The following is a 16794-nucleotide window of genomic DNA, read 5'->3' as shown; positions in this document are numbered from 1 at the left end:
CCACTGGGAATGCAAAGGTCTGCCTGGGACCTACGTGGTGAAGGGAGTTGTCTGGTAGAAGGCACTGGGACCTCGCGAGTGCGTGCTGCCGTGCGGGGTTCGTTTGCTCCCGGAGCCAGTCATGTCCCGTTGTGTTCTCGCGCTCTCCCGGTGGCTGGGGCTGAGTGTGCTGTGCCTCGGCGTCGCCATGGGGTGTGGTGGCAGCGACAAGCCGCCCCGGCCGCCGCCCGTGATTCCGCTGCCCGACGCCTCGTTGTCCACGGTGGTGGTGGACCGCGCGTCCCAGGTGCTGGCGGACGGGAGTGATCGCGTCACCATCACCGTGACGGTGCGCCAGAAGGACGGCTCTCCGATGGAGGGCCGCACCGTGCGGGTGGACGTGTCCGGTGATGGAAACACCGTGACGCAGCCCGCGGAGCGGACGAATGCCCAGGGCGTCGCCACCGCGTTCGTGGTCTCCACGCGGGGTGGCTCCAAGCGGGTGACGGCCTCGGTGGACGCGGAGGGCGGCGCGGTGGTGCTGGGCTCGCGTCCCGTCGTTGCCTTCTCGGCGTTGCTCGCGTCGCGGTTGGCGTTCTCGGCCTCCTCCCTGTCGGCCCGGGCCGGTGCGCCGGTGGGCGGGCTGGAGGTCACGTTCCAGGATTCGGCGGGCCGCGTGGTGCCGTCCGCCACGGGCGAGGTGACGCTGTCGCTGGCCGCGGGCCCGGGCGGCGCGTCACTGGGGGGCACGCTCCGGGCGCAGCCGGTGGACGGGGTGGCTCGCTTTCCCGAGGTGGTGCTGACGCGAGCGGGCGCCGGCTACCAGCTCCGCGCGGAGTCGGCCGGGGTGGAGGGCGCGAACAGCCCGGCCTTCGACGTGACGCCGGCCGCGGCGGCCACCGTCGAGCTGAGCGGTCTGCCGGCGACGGCGACGGCGGGCTCCTCCCACGAGGCGGAGGTGACGCTGCGTGACGCGTTCGGCAACGTGGCCAGCGGCTACCGCGGCACGTTGGCCCTCCGGTCCTCGGACAGCGCGGCCACGCTGCCCGGCGCGCACAGCTTCACGGAAGCGGACGCGGGCCGGTTCCGCTTCACGGGCATCGTCCTGCGGCGGGCCGGCCTTCAGCGGGTCGACGTGCAGGACACCTCGCAGACGGGGCTGACAGGGCGCCAGGACGTGCGCATCGCGGCGGACCGGACCGCGGCGCTGGTCTTCAGCAGCGTGCCCTCGGGAGCCTCCGTGCGCGCCGCGCTGCCCAACGTGCGGGTGTCGCTCCAGGACGCGTACGGAAACCAGACGCCCGTGGGCGCCCCCACCGTGACGTTGTCGCTGGTGCCGGGCGGCGGCGCACCCCTGCGCGGCATCACCGAGGTGGCTCCCGTGGAGGGCGTGGCCGCCTTCACCAGCATCCACGTGGACGAGGAGGGGAGCTTCCAGCTCCAGGCCAGCGCGGAGGGGCTGACGCCCGCCACGAGCGCCGCCATCAACATCGTGGACGATGTGGAGCCCGCGACGCCCGTGCTCACCGCGACGGAGGCCACGTCGGACAGCGTCACGGTGGCGTGGATTGCCGTGGGGGATGACGGCGAACTGGGCCGGGCGGCGTCCCAGTCCTTGCGCTACTCGCTGAATCCCATCCTGACCGCGGCTGACTTCAACCAGGCGACGCCGGTGAGCACGGGCGAGCCCCTGGAGCCGGGCACGCAGGAGTCCGCCGTCCTCACGGGCCTTCAGCCCAACACGAACTACCATGTGGCGTTGCAGGTGGTTGACAACGCGGGCAATGCGGCGCGTTCCACCAGCTTGATGGTGCAGACGCTGGTGCCGGGCGTCTCCCAGCTTGCCTTCACGCTGCAGCCCCAGGGCGGGGAGGCGGGGACCGTCCTGCCAGACGTGCACGTGTCGCTGCTGGATTCGAGCGGGCAGGTCGTCACCACGGCGACGTCTCCCGTCACGCTCGCGATTGAGGGCGAGGACCGCTTCGAGCCCGTCCAGGTGGCCGCCGCCAACGGCGTGGCCATCTTCTCCGGGCTGGAGGTGGAGAAGGCGGGGACGCACCGGTTCACCGCGACCGTGACGAGCCTTCCACCGGTGCAGAGCGACCCGTTCACCATCGACCCGGGCGAGCCCTCCCGTCTGGAGCTCACCGGCCTCGTCAGCCCCGTCGCCGCTGGCGCGCAGGGAAGCCTGGAGGTGGTGGTCTACGACTCCTTCGACAATGTGGTCGCGGACTACACGGGCACGGTGGGCTTCACGTCGACCGACGCCGCGGCGACGCTGCCGGAGGACTACACGTTCACCGCCGGGGATGCGGGCCGCCGAGACTTCAACGGCGTGACGCTCCGGACCGCGGGAGTCCAGCGCATCACCGTGACGGACCTGGCCGTGCCGGAGCTGACTGGCGCGCTCGAGGTGGAGGTGCGCACCGGGGCCGCCGCGTCGCTGGAGCTGAGCGCGCTGCCCACCGAGGTGGAGGCCGGGGCCGCGCAGAGCCTCACCGTCACCGCGCGTGACGGTTACGGCAACATCGTCACGGGCTACACGGGAACGGTGCACTTCACGTCGAATGACGACGCGTCCACGCTTCCCGCGGACTACACCTTCGTCCCCGCGCAGGACGCGGGACAGCATACGTTCTCCGTGACGCTGTCGACTGCTGGCGCGCGCTCGGTGTCCGTGCGGGATACGGCCAACGCGGCGCTGACGGCGACGGTGAGCACGGAGGTGGTCCATGGGCCGGTGACCCTGCTGCGCCTGGACCTGTCCTCCGCGACGGCCGCCGCGGGCAACCCCGTGGGAGTGACTGTTTCCCTGGTGGATGCGCACGGGAACCTCGCCACGGGCTACCGGGGCACCGTGCACTTCGAGGCGCCAGGCGATGCCCAGGCCACCGTGCCGGAGGACTACACCTTCCGCGAGGAGGATGCCGGTCAGCGCCTGTTCAACGTGACCTTCGCCGCCGCGGGAGAGCGGCAGCTCGTCGTCACGGATACCTCGAGCGCGACGCTGACGGCGACGGGCACGGTGACGGTGCGGCCCGGAACGCTGGATGCCTTGCACGTGGAGGCTCCGACGGAGCCCATCGTCGCGGGCGAGCTTCAGACCTTCACCGTCTCCGCGCGGGACCGCTTCGGCAACGTGCTGACGGACTACCCGGGCACGGTGACGCCTTCGTCCTCCGACCCGGAAGCGGAGCCTTTGTCGGCGTACACGTACACCGAGGCGGACCTGGGCGTTCATGCGTTCAGCATCACCTTCCAGACGGCGGGCGCCCAGTCGGTGACGTTCGAGGACGCCGCCGCCATGGAGTCCGCCACGCACGACTTCACCGTGGACGCGGGCGAGCCCACTCGGCTCGCGTTCCTCTCCGCGCCGGAGACGGGCACCGTCCTGCAGCCGCTGACGGAGGTGCGCGTGGCGCTGCAGGACGCGTTCGGCAACACCGCGAACGTCACGTCGCCCGCCGTGACGCTCCACCTGGAGGGCGCGGCCGGGGTGACCCTGGGCGGCACGCTGACGGTGGCGCCCGTGGACGGCGTGGCCGTCTTCTCCGACCTCACCATCAACCAGGAAGGGGACTTCATGCTGGTGGCGACCACGGCGAGCCCATCGCTGACGCAGGCGGAGGTTCTGGTCTCCATCTCCGACAGCGTGGCGCCCGCTCCGGCCGTGCTGAGCGCGAGCCTGGTGGACAACTCGACGGTGCGGCTGAGCTGGGTGGCGACTGGGGATAACGGCATGGACGGCAACGCCGCCCGCTACGAGCTTCGCTACAGCAGTGCGCCGCTCGACGAACAGAACTTCGCGCTCGCGAGCGAGGCTCCCACGCCCATGCCACGTGCCCCCGGCCAGCCGGAAGAGGTCACCGTGGCCCTGCCGCCGGCGCAGGCGACGACCTGGTACTTCGGGCTGCGTGTCTTCGACGCGGCGAACAACGGCAGCACGCTCTCCTTCACCTCCATCGAGGTGCCGGGACCGTGCGCGGAGGTCGTCTGCGCGCCTCGCGCGGCGGAGTGCTCCGAGGACGGCCTGGAACGCGTGACGTACACGGCGGCCTGCGTGGTGACGGGGAGCGTGGCGGAGTGCGAGTACACGCCCGCGTCCGAGGTCTGCCCCGGACAGGACGCTGTCTGCTTCGAGGCCGCTTGCACGACGGCGCCCGCCCCCGCGGAGGGGGAGTTGGTCATCAGCGAGGTGATGCGCCGCCCCGATGCCAACACCACGGAGTACCTGGAGCTCACCAGCACCGTCGACGGCCCGCGGGACATCTCGAACCTGCGGATTCGCTTCGACAATGGCGCGGGCGCGGTGTCGGACTTCAGCGTGCTGCCGCCGGGCGACCGGCCGTTCATCATTCGGGGCCGCGGCACCTTCGTCGCCGCGAACAACGCGGACACCGCTACCAACGGCGGCGTGGAGGCGCAGTACGCCTACGGCGATACGCTCTTCGCCTTGGGGCCTTCGGGGCACCTCTCCGTCGAGATGGGCGCCACCGTGGTGGACTCGCTGGAGTACACGGCGTCCTTCCCCCAGACGACGGGGCGCTCCATGAACCTGTCGTCCGTGGTCATCGGCTCTCGGGCCAGCCAGTATTCCTGGTACTGGTGTGACTCGGACGCGTCGCTTCCGGGCGGCGGCCGGGGAACGCCGGGCGGGGCCAACGCGTCTTGCGGCGTGGAAATCACCAGCCCGGTGGACTACTGCGCCATTCAGCACCCGGCGTCCTTCACCGAGCCCATTCGCGCCGGGACCTCGCACTCCGTCTACAGCCAGTTCTACGAGCCGCAGGTGAGCACCCGGAACCAGAACGGCAATGACGGCTTCCCGCACGTCGTCGCCGAGCTGGGCTACGGAACGGACGCCGCCTCACCGGCGTCGTGGACGTGGGTGACGGCGCAGCCCAACGCGGGGTACGCCACGCCGGGCAACAACGATGAGATGGTGGCGTCCCTGAACATCGCGGAGCCGGGAGCCTACGTTTACGGCTTCCGATACCGCTTTACCCAGGGGCCCGCGGCGGCCCAGGAGTGGGTGTACTGCGACCAGGGCGGCGTCGTTGCCGAGGGAAGCACGGGCAACTACGGCACGGTGACGGTGGTGTCGCCGGCGCCCGTGGCCAACCACGTCGTCATCAGCGAGGTGAGCGGCGGCAACGGAACCGGGACCGCTGCGACCAATGAGTTCATCGAGCTCTACAACCCGACGGGCGCCGACGTGGACATCAGCGGCTGGCAGGTGCAGTACAAGTCCCCGACAGGGACCTCGTACTCCGGTACCGTCACCATTCCCAATGGGACTGTCATCCGCGCCCACGGGTACTTCCTCCTGGGGGGGGCCAACTACAGCGGTCCCGTGACGAGGGACCTGGGCTATGCGTTCGACATGTCGGCGTCCACGACGGGGGGCGGGCATGTCCGTATCGGCCCGGGGCTGACAGGTAGCCAGAATGACGTGGCGGTGGACAAGGTGGGGTGGGGCACCGCGAACTCGCCCGAAGGCACCCGGGCGCCCTTTCACCCCGCGGTGGGGGGCAGCCTCGAGCGGAAGGCGTTGTCCACCTCCACGCCCGCGACCATGGCCGACGGTGGCGCTGACGCGGCCTTCGGCAATGGCTGGGAGTCGGACGACAACGGCGCGGATTTCGTGACGCGCGCTGTCCGTCAGCCACAGAACTCGCAGAGCCCGACTGAACAGCCGTAGTCCAGGTACCGGGCCTTCCATGGAGGCCGCCCTGGCGTGCATGCGCCGGGCGGCCTCTGTTTTTCCTCCGCCAATCCCTGCTGCTCCCGGGCGGACGGCGCATTACCTTTGCGGCCGGAATCCCGCCGTCATCACGTCCAGGAGCTGACTGTGTCAGAGAGCCAAGTCCCCGACGCCGCCCGCCTCGTCACCTGCCCTCCGGCCGAATTCACGCGCGCCGCCGAGGAGGCCATGGCCGCCGCCCGCGAGGGAATCACCCGCCTCAAGGCCCTCCGTCCTCCCTTCGTCACGCGCGAGGTGCTGGAGCTCTATGATGAGGCCATGGCCGCGCTCGATGACGCGGGCGCCCGGGCCAGCGTGGCCCGCCACGCGCACCCGGACGCCGCCATGCGCGAAGCCGCCGAGTCCGCCGAGCAGGCCCTGGAGACGCTCAGCAATGACATCCGCATGGACCGGGGTGTCTATGACGTGCTCGCGGCGCTGGACCTGTCCGGCGAGGACGCCGCCACGCGCAAGTGGATGGAGAAGGTGCTGCGCGAGTTCCGCCGCGCCGGCGTGGACCGGGATGATGCCACGCGCGCCCGCGTGAAGGCGCTGCAGGAGGAGTTGGTCCGCATCGGCCAGGAGTTCAGCCGCAACATCCGCCAGGACACGCGCACGGAGGCGCTGCCGCCCTCTGCGCTGGAGGGCCTGCCGGACGACTACGTGCGGGCCCACCCGCCGGGGGCGGACGGGAAGGTGCGCATCACCACGGACTACCCGGACATCGTCCCGTTCATGACGTACTCGCGGGATGCCAAGGCGCGCGAGCAGATGTGGCGCACCTTCCGCCAACGCGGCCACCCCGCCAACGCGGACGTGCTCCAGCGCATGGTGTCCCGTCGCAACGAGCTGGCGGTGCTGCTGGGCTACCGCAACTGGGCGGCCTACGCGACCGAGGACAAGATGATTCGCGACGAGCGGGCCGCCGCGGACTTCATCGAGAAGATTGCCGCCGCGTCCGGCGCGCGCATGGAGCGCGACTACGCCGTGCTGCTGGAGCGCAAGCGCCGCGACGAGCCCGGCGCCGAGCGCGTCAATCCCTGGGACCAGGCGTACCTGGAGGACCGCGTGAAGGCGGAGCAGTACGCCTTCGACTCGCAGGCGGTGCGGCCCTACTACGAGTACACGCGCGTGAAGCAGGGCGTGCTCGACCTGACGGCGCGCCTGTTCGGCGTCACCTACCGCCGCGTCGTGGACGCACCGGTGTGGCACCCGGACGTGGAGGCCTACGACGTCTTCGAGGGCACCGCGCTGCGCGGCCGCTTCTACCTGGACATGCACCCGCGCGAGGACAAGTACAAGCACGCGGCCCAGTTCACGCTCACCAGCGGGAAGTCGGGCCGGCGGCTGCCGGAGGGGGTGCTCGTCTGCAACTTCCCCCGTCCGGGCAAGGAGCCGGCGCTGCTCCAGCACAGTGACGTGGAGACCTTCTTCCACGAGTTCGGCCACCTTTTGCACCACATCTTCGGCGGCCACACGCGCTGGGCGGGCGTGTCGGGTGTTCGCACGGAGTGGGACTTCGTGGAGGCCCCGTCGCAGATGCTGGAGGAGTGGGCGCGCGACACCGCCAGCCTCCAGACGTTCGCCCGGCACTACCAGACGAACGAGCCCATCCCCGCGGAGATGGTGGAGCGCATGCGGCGCGCGGAGGAGTTCGGCAAGGGCGTGTGGGTGCGCCAGCAGATGTTCTACGCGGCCCTCAGCCTGGAGCTCTATCGCCGCAAGCCGGACAGCGTGGACGCCGTGTCGCTCGTGCGCGAGCTGCAGGGGAAGTTCACGCCCTTCCCCTACGTGGAGGGCACCTACTTCCACCTCTCCTTCGGACACCTCGACGGGTACTCGTCCAACTACTACACGTACATGTGGTCGTTGGTCATCGCGAAGGACCTGTTCACCGTGTTCCAGCAGAAGGGGCTGCTGTCCCCGGAGCCCGCCCAGGCGTACCGGCGCGCGGTGCTGGAGCCGGGCGGCTCGGACGATGCGGCACGGCTGGTGAACGCCTTCCTCGGGCGGGACTACGACTTCCGCGCCTACGAGGAGTGGCTCAACCAGGCGGCGTGACTTTCGGCCCGCGCTTCAGTTGCGCCCCCACTGCCGGGGGCGCGTGAAGCGGAACAGGCCGCTGGCCTCCTCCTGGGCGATGACGTCCGCCTCGGCGCCGAAGTAGCGGGCGCGCACCTCCCGCAGCCGGGCTTCCAGCGCGTCGCCGGAAAGCGTCCGTGCCAGCGTCGCGCGCTCCGCCATGTACTGGAGGCCCGCCTCCCAGCGGGCATCCCGCGTCTGGTCGAGCGCGTCCCAGCGCCGTAGCGCTTCGTCGTCGAGTCCCATCTCCCGGCGCACGGCCCACAGGCTGCGGGCCCTCTCGGCCGGCGTCATGTCTGTCAGCTCTCGCTGGACGGAGGGAAGTGCCAGGAAGCGGTTCATCGTCTCCTGTGGATGCCGGGCGAGGTATGCGGGTGCCTCGTCCCCGTAGACCTCACGCAGGCGCGCCTTGTAGGCCGACAGCTTCTCCGAGAGAGGCAGGTCCTGCCTCGAATCAATCACCTGGAGCGCATCCACCAGGGCCTGGTGTTTCAGCTCGGAGGCCCAGAGGCGCTGCGCCGTCTCCTTTCCGAAGAGGCGGTTGCGCGCATCCCAGACAGCGGCACGGCGCTGCTTCGGGTCCAGCGCTCGCAGGTACGCGTCGTTGTCCTTCACCCACTTTTCGTAATCCAGGCGGTCGCGCAGCAGGGCGGCCAGCGCTTCATACTGACTGGGAAAGGCCTGACGGAGGAATGTCTGGAGTTCCTCTCGCCACCGGTCCGGCGAGCGCGTCTGGAAGTACCGCATGAGCTGCTCCAGCATCCGGAGCTGGACGGAGGGCTCGTGCAGACGCGAGCCGAAGCGCTCGAGCAGGGCGAGGCGCAACACCTCCAGCTCCACGTCCAGGGGCTCCGGCACGGGTGCGGCGGAGGGGGCGGCGGCTCCGGCCCCGGGTGGCGGGTGCGCTTGTGGGGCCCTCAGCGGGCGACCGGTACCAGCGCGCGGGGGCGCGGGAGCCGCGTCGGACGTCTGTCCCAGGGGAATGAGGCGCCATCCCACGGACAGGGCCAGCACGGCGGCGCTCGTCCCCAGCAGCACCTGCTTCGCTTGTCGTCGCATGTCGCCGGGTCCTCGGACGTGGCGCGCCCCGTGCCAAGAGGCCCCCAGGTCTCTGACCGGCGCTGGATGCCACGGATGTCTCCCGGACAACGCAGACGGAAGGCAAATCTGTAAGGCATTTGGCTTTTGAGGTTAATCCTGACTATTCAATTTTAAGTCAGGGTATAGCCCTTCGGGCCAGGCCTGATGTCTGGCATTCAAAAAGGGGACTCACTCATGAAGAAGGCGATGACCTTGGTTGCCAGCATTTCGCTCGGGTTCCTTGTCAGCGCGTGCGGAGGGCCGGAGCTGGAGGAGGTCGATGCCGACGGCTCGACGCTGACCACGGCGGAGCAGGCCATCTGTGAGGGCTATGAGCCGGGCGCCGTGTGTACCTTCAAGTGTACCAGCACGTCCGACTGGACCTACCTCTACAACGTTGCCTACGGCCAGTGCCAGAGCGAGGCCAACCGCGTCTGCGGGCGCACGGCCTACGGCGCCTGCTGGAGCCACTGAGCCCGGCTGCGCCCGAAGTCACCGCGAAACCGCGCCGCGTAGGCCTGACGCACCTGCGGCGAGGCCCCGGCGCAGCTTCCCGTCGTACGTCTCGTACAGCGCGCCCGGCGTGAAGTTCGTCATCACCGCGTCGGTGAAGGCCCGCACCCTCTCATCCAATGCCTTCCGGCCGGCCGCGTCACCGGCCGGGAGGGGAGGGGTTGCGGGCCCGGTGCTCACAGCTCCACGGGCGTCTGCTGGATGCGCCAGATTTCCTCGGCGTACTGCTTGATGGTCCGGTCCGAGGAGAAGATGCCGCCGCGCGCCACGTTGATGATGCACTTGCGCGACCAGGCGTCCGCGTCCTTGTAGGCGTGCGCGACGTCCTCCTGCTTCGCCATGTACGACGGGAAGTCTGCCAGCATGAGGTAGCGGTCTTCCTCCAGGAGGCTGTCCACCAGCGGCTTGAAGAGGTGCTTGTCCTCGGGCGAGAAGAAGCCGGTGGAGATGAGGTCCAGCGCCTCGCGCAGCTCCTGGTTCTGGTTGTACACGTCGCGCGGCCGGTAGCCCTCGCGCTTGCGGGCAATCACCTCGTCCGCCGTGAGGCCGAAGAGGAAGAAGTTCTCATCACCCACCGCGTCGCGAATCTCCACGTTGGCGCCGTCCAGCGTGCCCAGCGTCAGCGCGCCGTTGAGCATCAGCTTCATGTTGCCGGTGCCGGACGCCTCCATGCCCGCGGTGGAAATCTGCTCGGACACGTCGGCGGCGGGGATGATGCGCTCGGCCAGGCTCACCCGGTAGTTGGGCGCGAAGACCACCTGCAGGCCCGTGGTGCCCGCGTCGCTGTTCACCACCTCGGCGATGCCGTTGATGAGCCGGATGGTCAGCTTCGCCAGGTGGTAGCCCGGCGCTGCCTTGGCGCCGAAGATGAACGCCCGCGGGTGGATGATGGTGGACGGGTCCCGGCGCGCCTTCATCCACAGCGCGACGATGTGCAGCGCGTTGAGGAGCTGGCGCTTGTACTCGTGCAGGCGCTTGATCTGCACGTCGAAGATGGCGTCCGGATTGAGCTGCACCCAGCGCAGGTCGCGGATGTGCCGCGCCAGGTCCTCCTTGTTGGCGCGCTTCACCTCGCGGAAGGCCTTGCGGAACTCCGGGTCGTCCGCGTGCGGCTCCAGCCGGGTGAGCTGGTCCAGGTCGGTGACCCAGCCGTCGCCGATGCGGGATGTAATCAGCTTGGACAGGCGGGGGTTGCACCACGCCAGCCAGCGGCGCGGCGTCACGCCGTTCGTCTTGTTGTTGAACCGCTCCGGGTTCATGGACGCGAAGTCCGTCAGCACGTCCCGGCGCAGCAGGTCCGTGTGCAGCGCGGCCACGCCGTTGACGCTGTGGCTGCCCACGACGGCGAGGTGGGCCATGCGAATCTTCTTCTCGGCCCCTTCCTCCACCAGGCTCATCCGCCGCATCTTCTCCTGGTCGTAGGGGTAGCGAATCTGCACCTGCCGCAGGAAGCGCGAGTTGATTTCGTAGATGATCTCCAGGTGGCGGGGCAGCAGGCGCTCGAAGAGCGTCGCCGGCCACTTCTCCATCGCCTCGGCCAGCAGCGTGTGGTTGGTGTAGCCGAACGTCTCCTGGGTAATCGTCCACGCCTCGTCCCAGAGCAGGCGCTTCTCGTCCACCAGCACGCGCATCAGCTCCGCCACGCCAATGGCGGGGTGCGTGTCGTTGAGCTGGATGGCCGCCTTGCGCGAGAAGTCCCGGAAGTCCGTGTGGTTCTTCAGGTAGCGCCGGACGATGTCCGCGATGGAGCAGGCGACGAAGAAGTACTGCTGCTTGAGCCGCAGCTCCTTGCCGGCCTGGAAGGCGTCGTTGGGGTAGAGGACCTTGGAGATGACCTCCGAGTCGTTCTTCTCCACCACCGAGCGCTCGTAGTCGCCCGCGTTGAACAGCAGCAGGTCGAACTCCTCGGAGGCGCGCGCCTGCCACAGCCGCAGCGTGTTGACGGTGTTGTTGTGGTAGCCGGCGATGGGCGTGTCGTACGGCACGCCAATCACCGTCTTGCCGCCCACCCAGCGCGCCACCGGCCGGCCATCCGGCCCCTGGTGGTGCTCCACGCGCCCGAAGAAGCGCACCGGCACCGCCTTCTCCGGCCGGACGATTTCCCACGGGTTGCCGAACTTCAGCCACTCGTCGGCGCGCTCCACCTGGTACCCGTCGACGATGTCCTGCGTGAAGATGCCGAACTCGTAGCGGATGCCGTAGCCCATGCCGGGGTAGGCCAGCGTGGCCAGCGACTCCATGAAACACGCGGCCAGGCGGCCCAGGCCGCCGTTGCCCAGGCCCGCGTCCGGCTCCATCTCCAGCAGGTTGGTGAGGTCCACCCCCACCTCCTGCATGGACTCCGCGGCCGCTTCGTACATCCCCAGGTTCAGCAGGTTGTTGCCCAGGGCCCGGCCCAGCAGGTACTCAGCCGACAGGTAGTAGGCGCGCTTGACGTCTTTCTCGTAGTACGTGCGCGACGTCTTCACCCACCGGTCCGCCAGCCTGTCCCTCACCGCGAGCGACAGCGCCATGAAGCGGTCATGTGGGGTGGAGGACTCGTAGTTCTTCCCGCGCGAATAGCGGACGTGGTCGAGGAAGGAACGGCGCAGGCTGGCCGCGTCGTGCCCGGCGCGGCCGCTGTCGTCGGTCGTGGCGGCCGGCTGGGCGGGGCGGGGCTGCTGGGAGGCGGAGGCAGGAGGGGCCATGTCGCTGGGTATCTCGGGACGTAGGTGCTGCGGGTTCATGGTTTCGCGGGCACCGGGGTTTCCCGGGTACGCGAAGGTGCGTCAGGCTAGCGCAGCCGTGTCTCACGCCGCACCGGGAAAGCGCGCTCCCGACCTCCGGGACAGCTCACCTGAAAGGGCTGCGGACTGCCATCCGATGGATGCCGCGCCAACCCGAAGTCGGATTGATGTAGAAGTCAATCCGCCATGGGTTTTGCGCAGAGCGACCTCGAACAACGATTGGCCGTCATCCGGCCTGAAGACACGGTGCGCGGGCTCGTCTTCAACGCGGTGTTCAACCTGACGGAGAAGAAGCTCGGCGCGGAGGCGGCCACGCGGTTGCGCGAGCCCTTCTTCAAGCGCTCCCCGGTGGACTTCTTCTCGTACCCGGCCGTGGATGCGCTGCGCCTGCTGTACGCCACGTCCGAGGCGCTCACGCCCGTCTATGGCTCCATGGAGGACGCGGTGCGCGCCTGCGGCGCCGCGGCCGTCACGCACTTCTTCCAGTCCACGGTGGGGCAGACGCTCAACCGGCTCATCGGCAAGGGAGACCCCAAGCGCCTCCTCACCCATGCGCCCACCGCCTACTCGACGCTGGTGAGCTACGGCCGGCGCGAATACGCCGTGCTGGGAGACAAGCAGGTGCGCCTGGCCTTCCACGGCGACATGCAGCCGGTGCAGTACCACGAGGGCGTCCTGCAGGAGGCCCTGAGCGTCATCGGCTGCAAGAGCCGGGTGGTGGGCACCCCTCGCGGCGTGACGGGCGCCGACTACGTCATCACCTGGGACTAGGACGGCGTCACGGCCTGGCCGTGGCCTGGCCGGCGACGGCGGCCACGGACACGGCCTCCATCTGCCCCGTCAGCTCCTGCGCCTTGGCGAGGAAGTCCGGCAGCAGCTCCTTGGGCAGCGGGTCCGCGCGGGGGAACTGCTGGTTGAGCGGGTTGGTGTACCGGCCGTGGCGCTTGAGGCCGTAGTGCAGGTGCGGCCCGGTGGAGCGGCCGGTGTTGCCGGAGTAGGCGATGACCTGCTTCTGCCGCACGCGCACGCCCGCGCGGATGCCCTCGCCGAAGCGCGACAGGTGCATGTACTGCGTCTCGAAGCCGTTGGCGTGGCGGATGACCACCATGTTGCCCGCGGCGCCCGCGTAGCCCGCCTGCGTCACCGTGCCGTCCGCCACCGCCCACACGGGCGTGCCAATGGGGGTGCCGTAGTCCACGCCGTTGTGGGCCTTGAGGTACTTGAGCACGGGGTGGAAGCGCGAGCCGAAGCGGCTGGTGACGTGGGCGTACTTCAGCGGGGACTTGAGGAAGGTCTTCTTCGCGCTGGCGCCCTCCTCGTTGAAGTAGTTGGGCTGCCCGTCGGGGAGCACGTAGCGGAACACCTTCTTGTCGCCCACGAGGCCGCCCGCGTACGTCGCCGCCAGCACGTCGCCGTAGCGCAGGAGGCGGCCCTTGGAGACGAACTTCTCCACCAGCGCGCGCGCCGTGTCGCCCTTGCGCACGTCCCGGTAGAAGTCGATGTCCCAGGCGAACACGTCCGCCAGCACCATGCCGATGGCCGGGTCCTCACCCGCCGCCACCGCGGCCTCGTACAGCGACGACTCGATTTCCAGCGACACGACGGCGACCTGCTTCTCCACCTCGATGGCGCGCTTGCTGCCCACGTACTTCTCGCCGTCGCGGCGCACCTGCCACTCGTCCACCATGCTCTGGCGGTAGTCGAAGAAGTCCAGCTCCCCGTCGCGCATGACGAGCCGCAGCTGGTCGCCCACGCGCGACTTGCGGAAGTCGAACACGCCCTCCAGCGCGGAGATGACCGCGGCCACCTGCGCGTCCGGGAGCTGCGCGTCGTGCAGCGCCTGCGCCAGAGTCTGGCGCGGCTCGATGCGGCGGTTCTTGATGACGTAGCGGACGGCGGCCTCGGACGTCGAGGCCAGCAGCGCGGTGGCCAGGCAGAGCAGGGGGGCGATTCGCATGGGGAGGCCGCCGAGTCTAGTGGACACCCCGGCGCTCGCCCAGCGGACGGCTCGGAAAATTCCAGGCTCGCCTGCCTGGCTGCTCAAGGCCGCCACCGAGCGCCCGGGCCCGTCACGCTGCGACCGGGGTGGGCGCTGTCCACCTTGCGGGATGGCCGGGCCTCACCGGGGCCCGCCATGCACGCGAGGAGGAGCACATGGAGAAGCGCAAGCTGGGCACGCAGGGGCTCGAAGTGCCGGCGATGGGCCTGGGCTGCATGGGCATGAGCGAGTTCTATGGCCAGGCGAACGAGCAGGAAGCGCTCGCCACCCTGAAGCGGGCCCTGGAGCTGGGCATCTGCCTCCTGGACACCGCGGACATGTATGGCCCCTTCACCAACGAGCTGCTCCTGGCCAAGGTGCTGGCCGGGCGGCGCGAGGACGTGATTCTGGCCACCAAGTTCGGCAACGAGCGGCGCCCCGACGGAAGCTGGGTGGGCATCAACGGGCGGCCGGAGTACGTGCGCGCCGCGTGTGAGGGCTCGCTCCAGCGGCTGGGCACGGACTACATCGACCTGTACTACCAGCACCGGGTGGACCCGAAGGTCCCCATCGAGGAGACGGTGGGGGCCATGGCCGAGCTGGTGCGGGAGGGCAAGGTCCGCTACCTCGGGCTCTCCGAGGCCGCGCCGGCCACCATCCGCCGCGCGCACAAGGTCCACCCCATCAGCGCGCTCCAGACGGAGTACTCGCTGTGGAGCAGGGACCCGGAGGACACGCTGCTCCCCACCTTGCGCGAGCTGGGCATCGGCTTCGTGGCATACAGCCCGCTGGGGCGCGGCTTCCTCACCGGGCGCTTCCGCCGCTTCGAGGACCTGCCGGAGGGCGACTTCCGGCGCGACTCCCCCCGCTTCCAGGGAGAGAACTTCCAGCGCAACCTCCAGCTGGTGGAGCGCATCCAGGAGCTGGCGCGCGCCAAGGGCGTGACGGCCTCGCAGCTGGCGCTGGCCTGGGTGCTCCACCAGGGGAAGGACATCGTGCCCATTCCGGGCACGAAGCACGTGCGCTACCTGGAGGAGAACTTCGGCGCGCTGAAGGTGACGCTGACGCCGGAGGACCTCCGGCGCATCGATGAGGCCTCACCCGTGGGCGTGGCCGCGGGCCTGCGCTACCCCGAGCAGTCGATGCAGACGTTGAACCTCTGACGCACCGGCCCAGGCAGGGCGGAGCCGCTCAGAGCTCCACCTTCCGCTCCGAGTGGCTCTGCCCGTCGAAGCGCAGCATGGTGCCCTTGTTGTCGTACCGGGTGAGGATGTTGACGGGGCGCCGCCAGAGCGACTGGAGGTTGCGCAGCGTCTCGCGCGCGTAGTCGCCCTTGAGGTCCTGGCCGTCGTGCCGGTGCGCCAGGAGCAGCTCGCTGCGGTTCTCGAAGTTGCCGTCCACCACCTCGATGATGGGCTGGCCGAAGTTGGTGAGCCCCTGGAGGAGCTTGTTCTTCACCTTCTTGAACTCGCGGTCGAGGATCTCCCACGAGTTGCGCTTGTCGTTGAAGCCGTACACGAAGAGCTTCTGCTCCATCGCGAACTCGGGCGTCAGGAACGTGTCGATGAAGGTGATGTCGTTGTAGTGCTTGCGGACCTCGAAGATCTTCTCGCGGCCGGCGCCCAGCTTCTTGTCCCACGAGCGGCGCGCGCGCAGATCGTCGCACTCGTCCCACTCCTTGCCGAAGCGGCCCTTGTTCCAGCGCTCCTCGATGTCCCGCCACAGCTCGATGCCCAGCTTGTACGGGTTGATGGCGCCAGGGCGCGTCCCCATGGTGCCGGAGTGGTGGTCCGCGTAGTCGATGATCTCGTCGTCCTTGAGGGCCCGCCGCGTCATGATGGTGGAGTGCCAGTAGCTGGCCCACCCCTCGTTCATGATCTTCGTCTGGCCCTGGGGCGCGAAGTAGTAGGCCTCGTCGCGGAGGATGGCGAGGATGTCCGCCTCCCACGGCTCCAGCGGCGCCTCCTCCAGCAGGAAGAGCAGCACGTCGCGCTGCGGGCGCTCGGGGAACTTCTTGGCGCGCTGCTTCTCGTCCTCCACCTTCTTGCGCTGGGAGTCGAGGAACTCGGACGGGTTGATGTAGCCGCGCATGTACTCGCGGTCCACCTTGAAGCCCTCCACGCGCTCGTTGGCCTTGAGCTCGTCCTCGGCCTTCTTCGGGTCCGGGTTGCGCCGGATGTGCGGCGCGTGCTGGTCGATGAGGTTCTCCAGGCTCAGCGTCCGGTCGATGAAGTCCTCGACCTTCTCCACGCCAATCTTGTCCACCCAGCGCCGCACCCGCGTGGCGTGGTTGGCCATCTCGTCAATCATCCGGCGGTTGGTGTGCCGGAAGGAGAAGTTGTTCTTGAAGAAGTCGCAGTGTCCGTAGACGTGGGCCATGACCAGCTTCTGGTCCACCTCCGGGTTGCTCTCCATCAAGTAGGCGTAGCAGGGGTCGTTGTTGATGACGAGCTCGTAGATCTTGCTCAGCCCGTACTCGTAGCCCTTGGCGAGCTGCTCGTACTCCATGCCCCAGCGCCAGTGGGGATAGCGGGTGGGGAAGCCGCCGTAGGCGGCCACCATGTTCATCTCGTCGTAGGACACCATCTCGAAGATGGTGTCGAAGAAGTCCAGGCCGAACTCCTTGGCGTAACCATGGATTTCGTCCCTGAGCGCGGCGAGGCGAGGGGTGAGGCTCTTGGGCATCGGGCAGT

At 69.2% G+C, this 16794-nt stretch carries 10 protein-coding genes; 5 read left to right on the top strand and 5 right to left on the bottom strand.

Annotation, left to right across the window (positions count from 1 at the left end):
• The first annotated feature begins 121 nt into the window (after positions 1-121).
• Together VZL07_RS05605 and VZL07_RS05600 are read left to right on the top strand one after the other, a co-directional pair.
• On the top strand, positions 122-5680 hold the full coding sequence (locus VZL07_RS05605) for a lamin tail domain-containing protein (protein ID WP_426754301.1): 5559 nt from the start codon (positions 122-124) through the stop codon (positions 5678-5680).
• Positions 5681-5830: 150 nt separating this feature from the next.
• The gene (locus VZL07_RS05600) at positions 5831-7783 is read left to right on the top strand and encodes a M3 family metallopeptidase (protein WP_426754300.1); all 1953 of its coding nucleotides are present in this window, start codon (positions 5831-5833) and stop codon (positions 7781-7783) included.
• A 15-nt stretch (positions 7784-7798) separates the two neighbouring features.
• Here VZL07_RS05600 and VZL07_RS05595 read toward each other — a convergent pair whose 3' ends face one another.
• A complete protein-coding gene (locus VZL07_RS05595) occupies positions 7799-8863 on the bottom strand; it encodes a hypothetical protein (protein ID WP_426754299.1) in 1065 nt (354 codons plus the stop codon).
• A gap of 216 nt (positions 8864-9079) precedes the next feature.
• On the opposite strand from VZL07_RS05595, the gene VZL07_RS05590 reads away from it, so the two are divergent.
• The gene (locus VZL07_RS05590) at positions 9080-9358 is read left to right on the top strand and encodes a hypothetical protein (protein ID WP_426754298.1); all 279 of its coding nucleotides are present in this window, start codon (positions 9080-9082) and stop codon (positions 9356-9358) included.
• An 18-nt stretch (positions 9359-9376) separates the two neighbouring features.
• On the opposite strand, the gene VZL07_RS05585 is transcribed toward VZL07_RS05590, so the two are convergent.
• Positions 9377-9505, bottom strand: coding sequence for a hypothetical protein (locus VZL07_RS05585; protein WP_426754297.1), 129 nt, complete (start codon positions 9503-9505; stop codon positions 9377-9379).
• Between the two features lie 68 nt (positions 9506-9573).
• The gene (locus VZL07_RS05580) at positions 9574-12084 is read right to left on the bottom strand and encodes a glycogen/starch/alpha-glucan phosphorylase (protein WP_426754296.1); all 2511 of its coding nucleotides are present in this window, start codon (positions 12082-12084) and stop codon (positions 9574-9576) included.
• A gap of 225 nt (positions 12085-12309) precedes the next feature.
• On the opposite strand from VZL07_RS05580, the gene VZL07_RS05575 reads away from it, so the two are divergent.
• Positions 12310-12894: a TIGR02265 family protein gene (locus VZL07_RS05575; RefSeq protein WP_426754295.1), complete on the top strand. Its 585-nt coding sequence runs from the start codon at positions 12310-12312 to the stop codon at positions 12892-12894.
• Positions 12895-12901: 7 nt separating this feature from the next.
• Here the strand turns inward: VZL07_RS05575 and VZL07_RS05570 are convergent, their stop codons facing one another.
• Positions 12902-14080: a M23 family metallopeptidase gene (locus VZL07_RS05570; protein ID WP_426754294.1), complete on the bottom strand. Its 1179-nt coding sequence runs from the start codon at positions 14078-14080 to the stop codon at positions 12902-12904.
• 197 nt (positions 14081-14277) lie between these two features.
• Between VZL07_RS05570 and VZL07_RS05565 the strand changes: the two genes are divergently transcribed.
• Positions 14278-15264, top strand: coding sequence for an aldo/keto reductase (locus tag VZL07_RS05565; protein WP_426754293.1), 987 nt, complete (start codon positions 14278-14280; stop codon positions 15262-15264).
• A 28-nt stretch (positions 15265-15292) separates the two neighbouring features.
• On the opposite strand, the gene VZL07_RS05560 is transcribed toward VZL07_RS05565, so the two are convergent.
• Positions 15293-16786 (bottom strand): SpoVR family protein, encoded by a 1494-nt coding sequence (locus VZL07_RS05560; protein ID WP_426754292.1) that lies wholly within the window; start codon positions 16784-16786, stop codon positions 15293-15295.
• Between the last annotated feature and the right edge of the window lie 8 nt (positions 16787-16794).

The sequence above is a fragment of the Pseudomyxococcus flavus genome (assembly GCF_050038885.1).
In the GTDB taxonomy this organism is placed as follows: domain Bacteria; phylum Myxococcota; class Myxococcia; order Myxococcales; family Myxococcaceae; genus Myxococcus; species Myxococcus flavus.
Note: the sequence above shows the minus strand (reverse complement) of the source record. Positions and strands in the feature narration are given on the sequence as shown.

Coding starts and splice junctions, on each gene's coding strand:
- VZL07_RS05575 (WP_426754295.1), top strand. CDS start 12,310: ATGGGTTTTGCGCAGAGCGACCTCGAACAACGATTGGCCGTCATCCGG.
- VZL07_RS05565 (WP_426754293.1), top strand. CDS start 14,278: ATGGAGAAGCGCAAGCTGGGCACGCAGGGGCTCGAAGTGCCGGCGATG.
- VZL07_RS05560 (WP_426754292.1), bottom strand. CDS start 16,786: ATGCCCAAGAGCCTCACCCCTCGCCTCGCCGCGCTCAGGGACGAAATC.
- VZL07_RS05580 (WP_426754296.1), bottom strand. CDS start 12,084: ATGGCCCCTCCTGCCTCCGCCTCCCAGCAGCCCCGCCCCGCCCAGCCG.
- VZL07_RS05595 (WP_426754299.1), bottom strand. CDS start 8,863: ATGCGACGACAAGCGAAGCAGGTGCTGCTGGGGACGAGCGCCGCCGTG.
- VZL07_RS05570 (WP_426754294.1), bottom strand. CDS start 14,080: ATGCGAATCGCCCCCCTGCTCTGCCTGGCCACCGCGCTGCTGGCCTCG.
- VZL07_RS05590 (WP_426754298.1), top strand. CDS start 9,080: ATGAAGAAGGCGATGACCTTGGTTGCCAGCATTTCGCTCGGGTTCCTT.
- VZL07_RS05605 (WP_426754301.1), top strand. CDS start 122: ATGTCCCGTTGTGTTCTCGCGCTCTCCCGGTGGCTGGGGCTGAGTGTG.